This is a genomic window from Pseudoalteromonas sp. bablab_jr010 (assembly GCF_016464105.1).
In the GTDB taxonomy this organism is placed as follows: Bacteria; Pseudomonadota; Gammaproteobacteria; order Enterobacterales; family Alteromonadaceae; genus Pseudoalteromonas; species Pseudoalteromonas simplex.
This window is the reverse complement of the sequence record NZ_JACDWV010000193.1, coordinates 1-12774: the sequence shown is the minus strand read 5'-3', so window position 1 is coordinate 12774 and position 12774 is coordinate 1. Positions and strand designations below refer to the sequence as shown.

Sequence of the window (12774 nt, the reverse complement as noted above, 5' to 3'; positions counted from 1 at the left end):
GGAGAAACAATCCGTTAAAACGAAAGTCTTCGAATTATCGAAGTTGGATTTTGGATCTGAGAAAAAAGAAGCAGCCTAGCCGTTAAGCTAGACTGTAGAAGCCCAGTGATCAGAGCGAAGCGATGTCGCTGGGTAGTTCACTTTGAGGTTGCTCAGCTTTTCGTAGCTCTACCTCTTTTTTGATCTCAAGCTCTTTAAGCTCAACATCACGCTGGTGAGTGGCTTGAATTGCTTTTTGTTCATCGCTCTTTCTATTCTGCAGTCGCTTTTCAAGTTCATCGAATGCAACAGACACTTTCTCTTCTACTGTTTTAGCACGCAAAGACTGTATTGCTCGGTTATATTCTTCATAAGGCATTTTTACAAGAACATATGCATTTGCTACTCCATCAACATTATACAATTCACGCTTTACTCTCTGCGCACCGGCAACACTAACTTCTTCGACAATTGAATCAATAAGCATATTAATTTGAGTCTCAAGGTTTGAATCTAGAGTCTGGTTTTCATATGAACGCTCTTGGCCAGAGATAAGCTGTTTAAAGCTCTTTGCTACATCAAATTTAGCTCTGAGCTCGGCTGCTTTTAATGCAAAAGGAGGTTTGTTTGATGAACCGAATCCAACGCCAAATACACCTGTTGAGTCAGATTGTGGTACATCTAAGTACCAATCTGGAATACTATTAATGAGTTGGTCCATTTTCTCGGTTTTTTTATCAACTTGCTTTTGGTGAGCAACTTCTATCTGTTCAATTTTTTCATGAATACCGTTACTAGAACATGCTGAAACTGTTAGTACAGTGATCGCGATTAATAGGTGACGTTTTAAAGTTTTCATGCATTTCTCCAAATTTGAATTTCAAAAGTAACGATACAGGATGTTTAAAAACGCGCATTTTTAAAAAAACTTAAATTTGATTAACCAGCAGGACAGTATTTAAGATCCGTATAACCCCCAAATTTGTGAGGGTTATTGAAGAAACTAAAGGATTTTTGCATGAACAAATTCGCCATATTGTTTGGGTTGTCATTTATTTTGCCCAGTAAAGTAATCGCTGTAACTGGTGGAGGAGATCAAGGCGGCCCAGCATATGAAAGTTGGCAAGGGTTGATTATTAAAGATGAAAATCGTTGCTATCCTGAGGTTAAGTTGCAGGCTTGACCATTCCGAGAGCGCTATTTGCTCCCTTACCTTTTCTAGATAGTAAAAACTAACATCTAAACAAATGATGACCTGAGTGTGGCCAACTGAAAACTATTTTAATTTTAAGAGCTGTTAATTTCGTTACTTTTACATTATACAAGTTTATCTTTAGTTTAGGGTGTATTTACATTTACGCATATCTACAGCTTTGTCCTTTCTAGCCATACTTCTCATTCTAAATATTTAATGACTTTGTTTTCTTAGTTGAAATATAGATTAACTTCAGACCTTATTTCTTTCGTCAAACCATCAACAGGATCTACTTACATCGTTATTTAAATATAAAATATATTGTATACAATGATAATTATATGTTACAAAAGTGTTTCTCTTTCCGGGTTGGATAGAGAAAACAATAATTATCAAAGGTAAATTATGAAAATTAAAACATTAATTCTGGCGCTACCTATACTTGGAGCAAGCTCTTTAGCTCAATCAGCTAACCTGCAAGAGCGCTTGTTTACACCAAAAAATGCAGAAATTGAGCGCACACATCATCACGGTGTAGATCACCAACATAATGAAAAAGCCCCTATAGCTGAGTTGCAAAAGCAGCCGCAACAACTTAATCAATTTATGATGCGCAGCCAAGCCGCCGTTGTCAGTTGTGATTTAGCTGCGATGGCAAGTGCAAGCACTAGTACAATTATCACTGAACTTAAAAGCCAAGGTACTAGTTGTATTAATGAACTTTTTAGTGCGCCATCTTCTATTCAGAGTCAGGTTTATAGTTCAGATAACATGTATGCCGTTGCAAATCATGCTAAGTCACTCTCACAGACTTATGCTGGTGGTGGAGATGTTGATTTAGAAGCGCTGTTTTTATATTTGCGTGCGGGTTTTTATGTTGAGTTTTATAATGCTGACGTGAATTTTAGCTCTTGGGTACAACCTGCAGTAGTTGATGCTATAGATGCATTTGTAAACAATAGCCACTTTTATGATGATAATGATGGACACGGTAAAACACTTGCTGAAGTTATCATAACTATGGATAGTGCTGAGCAGCAGCATCGTTACTTAAACGTAGTAAAGCAGTGGTTAACGCGCTTCAATGAGAGTTATGCTGCAAAATGGAATATGCGCAGTGCTGTTAATGGTATTTTCACGCTACTTTATCGTGGCCAGTGGAATGATGCATTTGTAACCGCTATCGGCACTGATACTGACTTAGTTGCTAAGCTAAGCGCATTTACTCAAAAGCAGTGGATGATAGACTCAGATGCACAATACTTGATTGTTAACGCTGCCAGTGAACTAGCTCGTTTAAAACAATATTCAGGCACGGCAATACAAGAAAGTGTTGATACTGGTTTGAAAGCTATTTTTAGCACCTATAACAGTTTTGGTTATGGTGATGCAGTATGGCTTGCAGCAGCTGATTCTGTAAGTTATTACGCAGATTGTAATGACTACGGTATTTGTGGCTTTGTTGATGAACTAACTCAACAAGTGTTGTCACAAAATTATAGCTGTAGTAGTACTATAAAAATTCGCTCGCAAAATATGACGGCTATTCAACATGCAGCTGCATGTGATGCTATGGGCGCTGAAGAAGGGCTTTTTCATAATAAGCTAGCCACAAATAACACCCCTGTTGCTGATGACAACAATAACTTTTTACAAGTAAATATATTTGACAGTAGTGACGATTATAGCAAGTACGCAGGTGCTATCTTTGGTATAAATACTAACAATGGCGGTATGTATTTAGAAGGTGACCCATCTGTAGCTGGCAACCAAGCTAATTTTATAGCTTATGAAGCAAGTTATGCCAATGCAGAGCACTATGTATGGAACTTAGAGCACGAGTATGTTCACTATTTAGATGGCCGTTTCGACTTATATGGTGACTTTAACGCACCCACAGAAGATATTGTCTGGTGGTCAGAGGGGGTTGCAGAGTATGTTGCTAATTTAAATAACAACGATGCTGCAAAAGCCACTATTAGTGATGGCTCGCGCTATACACTAGCGCAAATTTTTGACACCACCTATGATGGATTTGATCAAGATCGAATTTATCGCTGGGGTTACTTAGCTGTTCGCTTTATGTTTGAACGTCACAACAACGAACTTGATGCTATGTTGGCTCATACCCGCACTGGTAATTGGAGTGCCTATAAATCAAAAACTGTAGAGTGGGCCAATAATTATGAGAATGAATTTGTACAGTGGTGCGATGACTTAGTTGCAGGTACGAGCACTAATACCCCACCAATAGCACAAATTAATGGCCCATATTCTGGCATGCAAAATAACAATATAAGCTTCACGAGTAATGGTAGTAATGATAGCGATGGTAGTATCGCTAGTTATCAATGGAACTTTGGCGATGGTAGCAGTTCAAATCTGGCAAATCCTACTCATAGTTACACAAGTGCAGGAGAATACACCATAACATTAACTGTGGTTGATAATGAAGGTGCAAGCCAAACTGTCACTACAGTAGCAACTATCGAAGCTGACAGTAGTGTTGATGATGGTGTGCTATTGAATAACCAGCCAATTAACATCAGTGGCGCTCAAGATGAATTTTTATATTTCACTTTTGATGTTCCTTCAGGCGCCAGCGACCTTATGTTTAATTTAACTGGTGGTACAGGTGATGCGGATTTATATGTAAGTTTTGAAGCAGCACCGAGTGAAGCTATATATGATTGTCGCCCTTACATTGGTGGTAACGAAGAGTCGTGTACTATTAATCCTGCACAAGTAGGCCGATACCATGTGATGGTTAGAGGTTATAATGCATTTGATAACGTTCAGTTAACAGCATCATTTACCCAAGTGACTTCTAACGTGCCAGATGTGTGTGCTAGTCAAGGCAGCCGAAGCAGTGGCCGCTTAAATGATGGCGAAGTAATTTGTCTAGGTAATAGCGATCCTATGTGGTTTAGCATTGCAGATGTTCAAGGCCAAAATGGTATTGCCATCACCACCGCTAATGGTAGTGGTGATTTAAGTCTAAGCTACGCTGCAAGTGGTTGGCCAAATGGTAACAATGAAGTGGCTGAGTCAAATAATAGCGGAAATGGAGAGTGTATTTATATTTCAGGCCAGAGTGAATACTGGGGCTACCTAAAAGTAGCAGGTAATAGCACTGGTGCAAGCTTAGTCGTCGACTTTAACAGTCAAGGGTGTCCTTAGTTAATATATAAACTTAAAGCGTGATCTCACGTACTTTATATAATGGAGTCATCAGTTTTCTGGTGGCTCTTTTTTTATAAAGAAACAAATGCAAAGGTTCATTTATTCAAAGTCAAAACCCCCTTTATCTTTTTTCTGGTGTTTTAAACTAACTATAAATTGAACTACTTGGATGTAAAGTTGATAAATAAACATTCAATTGTACTTACGTTGCAAAAGTGTCGATAAAGCTGACAACTTCAATATTGATGAGTGCATTGAAAGGTAATTAAATTAGGGCATAGATGGCTGAGTATGAAGAGAAAGGAAGCAACTCAGTTAACGCTGGACTAAATAATGGTTATCTAAAGAGAAGCTTAAAGCCACTTTCTTGCGAAAGTGGCGTCGTCCTATTGTTAAGCTTAGGACAAAGTAAGCTCTTGAATAAGGCGAATAGGCTCACCATCAACATTTAAAATGGCCTTTACAGAAATCTGTTGTGGTTTGTCAGTTTTTGTTACTTTGAAGGTGTATGTTTTTTGTTCATAAGGTGCTAAATCAACACTTTTCTGTTGAGATTTTGCGGGAGTGGCTTGCTCGAATGATGTCGAGGTTAGAATAATGTCACCAATTGTATCTCCAGAATAAGGCCCAGATAAATTAAGCTCTACTAACCAATAGTCTTCATGCTCTTTCGTTTTAATTACATTAAACTCAACGCCATTAAACGGGGTTACTCGCTTTGAGAGCGTAGATTGGTGCGTTAACGACTTCCATTTGAGAGTTTGCGCAATAGTAACCTTATCAGCATTTATTTCTGTTGGCAGTGAGATATTATGTGTTCCTGAGCTCAAGCTGCGTTTTAGCTGATGAGTTTTGCTTGGCTTATTAGCACTATTTGTGAGTGTCACTTGTGCAGTAATTTCTAAAGGGGAATCAGTTGGATTGACAACTCTTAAAAAAGGCTTCTGTTGGTGATAATAAATATCAGATTTAACCCCGGAAAGTGTACTAAAACCAGCATTATTTAATGTGGCTATATATTGACTTTCTAAGGCCTCTAGTTCAGAACTGGCTTCATCGTGCAGCTCTATAGAGGGTAATTTTGCTAAAATATTACTCAACTCAAGATCGCATTGTGGTATAAACCCCTCGTGTTGCTGGCAGGTTTTAAAAACTCGGTTTAGTAGATCATAATTTTTAAAAAGCCAAGGGTTTGTAAGCGCATTCTCTGCTGTGATAGGCAACAAGCGAGAAGGGGTAGGATTAAATAAGTAAGGGGTGATTTTATGATTGTTATTTTGACCTAACAAGCTGATCTTTTCGCTGTTAAGTGTTGCAATCATTTGCTTATTCAGGGGAATAGAAAATTGTTGGGTTACTTTCTTACTACCACGTTGAGCGTGTAAGTTAATGCTTAATTGTGCTTGCTCGAGCGTTAGGTTTATTGCAAGTTTCTTATCTGCGATTAATGCACTTTTTATCTCAGGTGTCAGGGCTATTTGCTTTGCTTTAAAGTTATCGTAGCTTTGTGCATTTATAATTAAGTGACTGCCATCTTCAATAAGCAGCATCAGCAATTGATCATCACTTGCCTGCTCTTCACCAACAAAAGTACGGCGATATTTTTGGTTTTTTTGGTTACGCTTTCCTTGTAGTGCTATGCCAATTTTTCCTCGATGTAATTGAGCAGCTTCGAACTCGATTAGCGCGGCCACTTGGTGTTTATTTGCCACATCAATGAGCGAACTCGGCTTTGGAGCAGGAAAGTCCATGACTGGGTGATTAGCCGTTGAGGGGGGGGTAATATCTAACCGCGATAATGCCGTCGATTGAGTGTTACGTAGCCAGTAAGCGTTACCGTCTTGCTCCCAAGGGCCCGATACAATATGGAAGCTAGGCTGGATATTCTCTACAAAATCAGCAAAACCTTGTTCTATTTCCGACCAATTTTTAAAAGTACTCTTAAGCAGTGAGTTAGCTGTTGAAAGTGTGGCTTCGCTGTGTGGGTTCGCTAATCTGAGCTCTTCAATAAAGTGAGCAAAGTACTGTGCCCGTTCAGGAGAGCTTAAAAGGTAATGAATTATAAAAAAATTAAGTCCACGTTTTAGTGCTGGATCGTCATTTATTTCTTCAATTGTAGGTTTATTTGCGCTGTAATATTGTTTTAAACCGGTTTCAATGTAATTCATTGGGGCGCGATCAAATACCATGACGGTGAGTTGTTTTTGCTTAGGATCATAAACATGGTGAGCAATCGAATCAGCTAAACCTTCGGTGATCCAATTAGGTGCCCACGTTGAATGGCCGTTTAATGCCATATGAAAAGCATGCATGGTTTCGTGAATAACTATATAACGCTGATGGTGCTCACGGTGGCTGGGGAAATTATATCCGGCACGGTTATAAAACATAGTTTCACCACCGGCCGTTTTATGTACTCCACGTAAAAAACCATCATCAAGCATGGCTTCTCGTACACGGGAGCGACTACTACCATAAACAACTGCAATGCGTTGGCGCTCAATATTTGGGGGAGCCATACCAAATAAAGCAACATAATGTGGATATGCCATTTCAAGTAGCTCTAAGTATAGCGTGACCTTCTCTTTGGGTAGATCACTTTTTAGCGCAAAGTGCTTACTTACCCACCAGTTGTAGCCCCGACTATTTCCTATTTTGCCATCGCTGTAAGTATATGGAATTGTTTTTCCTAAAAACTCAATATCGATATTATTGAGTGTGCTGGTATAGCCCTGGACGGTAATGTTTGCTTGCATTTTACTTGGGCCGCTTTTTATGTTGCCGATATCAGGTTTATTATTCGCACTAGTATTAGGCGTGGGCTGACAGGCAGTGAGTAGTAAAGTTAATAATGTGAGAGATATAATTTTTGTCATTTTAGTTGCTTTGTTTGTATATTGTATGCAATATAAAATACTGCGTTTAATTGAAAAAGTAAACTATGAATAATAACCAACAATTACAATCAGCAGCACAGCAGGGAACCGATAAAAATAAACAAACTTGGCGTAGCTTTGGGTTAGGTTTCTACTTGGCTAATACCATGGAAATTTTTGAGCGTTTAGCTTGGTATGGCTTTTTTGCAGTATCGTCGGTGTATATGACCACACCCATTGAGCAAGGGGGGGTCGGATTTAGTGATGCAGAGCGAGGCGCCGTACAGGGGATAATTCCGTTTTTTTTATACTTATTACCTGTGATCACTGGGGCTTTTGCCGATCGCTATGGCTATAAAAAAATGTTTACATGCTCATTTGTTGTGATGGCGCCAAGCTATTACTTCTTAGGTCAAGTGACTGATTTTAATTCGTTCTTTATGATTTTAATGTTAGTCGCTTTTGGTGCATCCTGCTTTAAACCTGTGGTAGTAGGCACTATTAGTCAAAATACTAACGACAGTAACCGAGGATTAGGCTTTGGTATTTTTTACACTATGGTTAATTTGGGGGGCTTCATTGGCCCGTTAGTGGCTGGGTATTTAAGGACTATTAGTTGGGATGCGGTATTTATTATGTCGGCATCTTGGATTGTTATTAATTTTATTCCATTGCTTTTTTACCGTGAGTCAAGCAGTAAACTACGTAGCAGCATAGGTGCGGCAGCGGTTTTACAGCAAGCTCAACATGTTTTGGGTAACAGCCGTTTCGCATTATTACTGTTTACCAGTGTAATTATTTTAATGACGGGGGGAGTTAGCTGGTTAACATACTCTCAAGCTTTTTCACTAATTACGATTTGGTTAGCTGCGAACTGGTTATGGGATAAGTGCGTAAGCGTGCAAAAAGCGTCTAAATGGTATCTACAACCGGTGAGGGTTAGCAATCGTAGTTTTGCACTATATTTAGCAATATTAACGGGGTTTTGGACGGTATATAACCAACTTTTTTATACTCTACCTCTGTTTATACGTGACTATATTGATACTCAAGATTTAGTTGCAATCTTGAGCTACTTTAGTCAATCAGCAGTGGATTTTTTTGCTTATGTTGATATTCAGGCTTTAAGTAACAAACTGCAAACACTGGCTGCTACTCATAGTGTAACACCAGTCAAAGAGGTAAATTTAGAGGCTGTGCGTCTAGAGTTAGTCCACTTAAAAGTTAATGTTCCTGTTGCTGAAATAGCGCTATTTTTTAAACAAGCCAGTGCTTCTAGCTTTTCGGCTGAGCAAAGTATGCAATTGGCGCAGCAGTGGCTTAAATACCGACAGGTAAACCCTGAATACCTGATTAATTTAGATTTTGCAGCTATTGTTCTGTTACAAATAATAGTAAGTGTTAAATGCCAGCATTTTAAAGTTATATCTGTCCTAATAAGCGGTTTAATTGTCACAGCAGGTGCTTTTTTAGTGTTGTTATTAATGAGCGCGGGGGTATTACTAAGCCAATTGGGAGGTTTAGTAGTGGTAACGGTTATATTATTAATTGCTTTTGGTGAAATGCTCACCTCTCCAAAAAGCCAAGAGTATGTAGCCAGCATAGCTCCAAAAGGCAGTGCTGCTATGTTTATGGGTTATTACTTTGTATCTATGGCATTAGGCTTTTTATTTGCTGGATTTTTGTCTGGGTGGAGTTATGGTTACCTAGTCAAAGAGATAAAATCCCCCGAAATCATGTGGCTATTATTTGCAGGCATTGCACTAGTTACCGGATTTGGTTTTTATTTATTAGCGCGATACAAAAAGGGCTAAATAAATGATTTTTAAAAATCTGTTTATTTTAATCACCGTGCTTTTAATCAGTCATTGTGAGGCTGCTGCTAGTGATGTGGTTGATTATAAAAACTTAATAGATAGAACCGGAAGCCCATATTATATGCAGGACTTTGAGCAAGGTGGCCACCAACGTTTTAGCCCTCTTTTTGATCTAGGCGCGTGGCATGGACATTTGCTACCAACAGATGAAAACGTCGGCGCGTTCACCGGGCCTGCTATTGTTACTGAGGAGTATTTAAATTTTATAGCGCCTTATCTAGAAAAGCTGACTGTTTATAAAGGCATGAAAGTCGATGAGGCCAATAAAGTGAAGCTAGCAATGCGGGCTTACAGCGAACCCGGCGCGTTAGTGCAAGAGCTGAGCGGTGATGGGGTAAACATAACGCTTACTTTGCGCTTTGTGACAAATCGCACTTCATTAGTTAAAACACAGATTAAAACCACTGAGCCTGTTACATTACATTTCACAGGAAAGCTTATAAACCATTTACGTGCTAACAATGGCACCGAAAAAGCGGGGCGTTCGCCATTTGTGGTTTATCCGAAATTAACCCCCCGATGGCAAGTCACCAGCAATAGTATTGCGATTAGTTTTGGCAAAGTAAGGGCGCATGGACACCTGCTCACCTCGGGGAGTTCACAGTTATTGCTTAAAAAAACGTTAGCGGTTAAAACACGTCATGACGACCTAAGTTACTCAAGCACAACGCACATAAAAAACAATCGCACATTCTACACAAGCTATTCATATTTATTAAATAATCAAGACGTGGTACGTGAAAGAGAGATTGTTGATGAAATTTTAAAGCAACCCGAACACTATTTATCACGTAGTAAATTACGTTGGCAAGAGTATATAAATAAAGCGACACAGCCAATTAGTAACAAGCAGCCAGCCTTACAAAAACTTGCGGTAAAAAGTGTTGAAACGTTAATTGGAAATTGGCGCAGTAAAGCTGGTGCCGTAGGTTTTGATACCGTTAGTCCTGCCGTGACCGGTCGCTGGTTTTCAGGTAATCAAACTTGGCCTTGGGATAGCTACAAGCAGGCATATGCACTGGTAACATTTAATCCAGAGCTTGCTAAACAAAATTTGAATGCTGTGTTTGAGCATCAAATAACGCCAAACGATGCTGTCAGGCCATGGGATGCTGGATTTATACCTGACTTAGTGGCCTATAATTTTAGTGCAAAACGCGGTGGGGACGGCACAAATTGGAATGAGCGTAATACTAAGCCAAGCTTGGCAGCTTGGGCTGTGTGGCAGGTGTTTGAAAATACAGGCGATACTCAGTGGCTCGCGCACATATACCCTAAACTAGTTGCTTATCGTGGATGGTGGCTACGCAATCGTGATCATAATAAAAACGGTGTGCCAGAGTATGGTGCCACGGTTGATAAAGCCCATAATACTCGTGACGGCAAGTTATTATTTAATGTAAAAACCTCGGCAGGTTGGCGAACAAGAAGTGGCTTAAAAAACTATAGGACTTACCTAAACGATGAAGCAACCTTAGAAATTAAAGTTCCGGCACAAACAGCCGCATCTTGGGAATCTGGTCGTGATGATGCTGCTGTGTTTGGTTTTATAAATAATCAACAGTTAAATCGTTATATAAAAAACGGCGGGATTCGTGGTGACTGGCACGTTGGTTTTGCAGAAAATCGTAATGATACAGGTACATTAGTTGGGTATTCATTATTGCAAGAATCTGTGGATCAAGCCTCTTATATGGCTGCTGATAACCGTTATTTAAGTAAAATAGCGAAGCAGCTTAAGTTACCGCACCAAGCAAGTTACTTTTTAAGGCAAGCCGCTCAGTTAAGGGATTATATCAATCGGTGCATGTTTGATAAAAATACAGGCTTCTACTACGACATTGAAATAGCAGATACCCCCTTAGCGAATGGTTGCGCTGGGAGGACTTTAGTAAAAAGAGGCAAAGGTCCTGAAGGGTGGTCACCGTTGTTTAATCAAGTAGCGAGTATGGAACAGGCCAGTGATGTGGTAAAAACAATGCTTGATAACAATGAGTTTAATACTTACGTTCCGCTTGGCAGTGCTGCGCTGACTAATCCGGCTTTCGGTGCGGATATATATTGGCGTGGACGAGTATGGCTTGATCAAGCTTACTTTGGGTTAGTAGGTATGAGTCATTACGGTTATTGCAAACAAGCTCAGCAATTAAGTGAAAAGCTATTAAATCATGCCAATGGTTTGCTTTCTAATGCGCCAATACGTGAGAATTATAATCCGCTTAATGGTGAGCAACAAGGAGCGCCTAACTTTTCATGGAGCGCAGCACACTTATTACTAATTGCTCAAAAGCAAGGTAAATGGTGCCAATAATTGGCACTGTTTAATTCAGTTCACCAGACTAATCACACTATGGCATAAATTAATCACCACTGCTTAAGCTTCACAAATTACAAGAGAATTAACACAAATAGAATATTGTATACAATATTCTATTTGTGTTAATATTTATAGGAGTTACCTTTAAGCACAGGAAATATGATGAAAACAACGAACACAGATTGGCGCTTTTCAGTTATGCCGGCCGTATTCACATGGCTAAAAGAGTCTGAATCTGGATCATTTGAAATAGACTTTGATACAACAAAGAAATACGCTGCAGAAATTTTAAAAGTACAAGGGAAAGGCGGTAGTAGAATGGGGGGGCTTGTTGGCTCAGGCACATTAGGTGAAAATAGTTATCTAAGTGTTGATCAGCGTCTTTCTTTACTTGAAGCTCTTTCTGATGTTGCAAAAGAATACGGTGTGCCACTGATCAGTGGTGCTGCGGCAGAAACGAAAGAAGAAATAGCTGAAATTGTAAAGCAACTTGCATCTGTTGGCGTAGATACTGTCATGGTTATGCCACCAAAAACCAAAGAAGCACCTAGTGATGAAGATATGTATGCATATTATGCGCTTTGTGCAACAGCCGCTAAAGAGGCTGGCATTACAATTATGCCTTATAACAACCCAGATGCAGCTGGCTACCATGCGCTCTCAACCGAGCTTCTTAAAAAACTTGCTGCGCTTCCTGAAGTAACTGCGTTAAAAATATCGACGTCAGATGTTTCAATCATTGAGACGATAATGCTAGAAAACAAAGATGCAAAAATTTTGGCAGGTGTAGACACTGTCACTGTGCATGCCGGACTAGCAGGAGCATGTGGCGGGATCACAGGTGTAGGTTGTATCTTTCCAAAAGCGAGTGTGACGATGCAGGAGTATGTAAATAAAGGGGAATGGGCTGAGGCTAACAAAATTTCTCAGGCTATGAATTCCATCTCTTACTTGGATGCTCAACCGCTACTTATGGAGTACCTTAAGTGCGCATTTGGAATTCATCATGACGATAAGGATGGTGGACTTCGTACTTTCGGTAATAAATTAACTCAACAGCAAATTGATGACGTTCGTGCAAGATACCTTATAGCACGAGAGAGGCTTAAAGCTTTGGACTTGTTAGGCTAATTCGTTGTCTAGTTCTGTGAACTACTCGCGCCTAAAGGCATCGAGCTTCCAAGATAATAGCCTAAGCTACTAACCTTCTTTTTTGACGCTTCGTTGGACACCGCTAGTCGAGCTTTTGACTCGGCTAGTCTTACGATTGCCTCCACGTCCACTATCTGCCTGAGTTATTAGAACTCCATCGCCAGACAACACCGTTCCAGTGTCTAATATTAGGTT

Annotated in this window: 7 protein-coding genes; 5 read left to right on the top strand and 2 right to left on the bottom strand. The window is 39.7% G+C overall.

Annotation, left to right across the window (positions count from 1 at the left end; all coding sequences use genetic code 11):
- Positions 1-109: 109 nt before the first annotated feature.
- Positions 110-838 carry a hypothetical protein gene (locus JIG37_RS18905; RefSeq protein WP_036973842.1) on the bottom strand — a complete coding sequence of 243 codons (729 nt, stop codon included), beginning with the start codon at positions 836-838 and terminating at the stop codon, positions 110-112.
- Between the two features lie 159 nt (positions 839-997).
- Here JIG37_RS18905 and JIG37_RS18900 point away from each other — a divergent pair, with 159 nt between their 5' ends.
- Together JIG37_RS18900 and JIG37_RS18895 are read left to right on the top strand one after the other, a co-directional pair.
- The gene (locus tag JIG37_RS18900) at positions 998-1162 is read left to right on the top strand and encodes a hypothetical protein (RefSeq protein WP_155950875.1); all 165 of its coding nucleotides are present in this window, start codon (positions 998-1000) and stop codon (positions 1160-1162) included.
- A gap of 417 nt (positions 1163-1579) precedes the next feature.
- Positions 1580-4354, top strand: a complete 2775-nt coding sequence (locus JIG37_RS18895) for a collagenase (RefSeq protein WP_199530079.1) — start codon at positions 1580-1582, stop codon at positions 4352-4354.
- 401 nt (positions 4355-4755) lie between these two features.
- Here JIG37_RS18895 and JIG37_RS18890 read toward each other — a convergent pair whose 3' ends face one another.
- Positions 4756-7233 (bottom strand): hypothetical protein, encoded by a 2478-nt coding sequence (locus JIG37_RS18890; RefSeq protein WP_051501958.1) that lies wholly within the window; start codon positions 7231-7233, stop codon positions 4756-4758.
- A 65-nt stretch (positions 7234-7298) separates the two neighbouring features.
- On the opposite strand from JIG37_RS18890, the gene JIG37_RS18885 reads away from it, so the two are divergent.
- The 3 genes from JIG37_RS18885 (at position 7299) to JIG37_RS18875 (ending at position 12558) form a co-directional block, all read left to right on the top strand.
- Complete coding sequence (locus tag JIG37_RS18885; RefSeq protein WP_199530078.1) at positions 7299-9047, top strand: MFS transporter; 1749 nt, start codon at positions 7299-7301, stop codon at positions 9045-9047.
- 4 nt (positions 9048-9051) lie between these two features.
- Positions 9052-11421 carry an alpha-glucosidase gene (gene ygjK / locus JIG37_RS18880; protein WP_199530077.1) on the top strand — a complete coding sequence of 790 codons (2370 nt, stop codon included), beginning with the start codon at positions 9052-9054 and terminating at the stop codon, positions 11419-11421.
- A gap of 168 nt (positions 11422-11589) precedes the next feature.
- Complete coding sequence (locus JIG37_RS18875) at positions 11590-12558, top strand: dihydrodipicolinate synthase family protein (RefSeq protein ID WP_036973847.1); 969 nt, start codon at positions 11590-11592, stop codon at positions 12556-12558.
- The last annotated feature ends 216 nt before the right edge of the window (positions 12559-12774 follow it).

Bases quoted from the DNA above. Each gene is read 5' to 3' on its own strand.
- JIG37_RS18895 (WP_199530079.1), top strand. From the start codon at position 1,580: ATGAAAATTAAAACATTAATTCTGGCGCTACCTATACTTGGAGCAAGC.
- JIG37_RS18900 (WP_155950875.1), top strand. From the start codon at position 998: ATGAACAAATTCGCCATATTGTTTGGGTTGTCATTTATTTTGCCCAGT.
- JIG37_RS18875 (WP_036973847.1), top strand. From the start codon at position 11,590: ATGAAAACAACGAACACAGATTGGCGCTTTTCAGTTATGCCGGCCGTA.
- ygjK (WP_199530077.1), top strand. From the start codon at position 9,052: ATGATTTTTAAAAATCTGTTTATTTTAATCACCGTGCTTTTAATCAGT.
- JIG37_RS18885 (WP_199530078.1), top strand. From the start codon at position 7,299: ATGAATAATAACCAACAATTACAATCAGCAGCACAGCAGGGAACCGAT.
- JIG37_RS18890 (WP_051501958.1), bottom strand. From the start codon at position 7,233: ATGACAAAAATTATATCTCTCACATTATTAACTTTACTACTCACTGCC.
- JIG37_RS18905 (WP_036973842.1), bottom strand. From the start codon at position 838: ATGAAAACTTTAAAACGTCACCTATTAATCGCGATCACTGTACTAACA.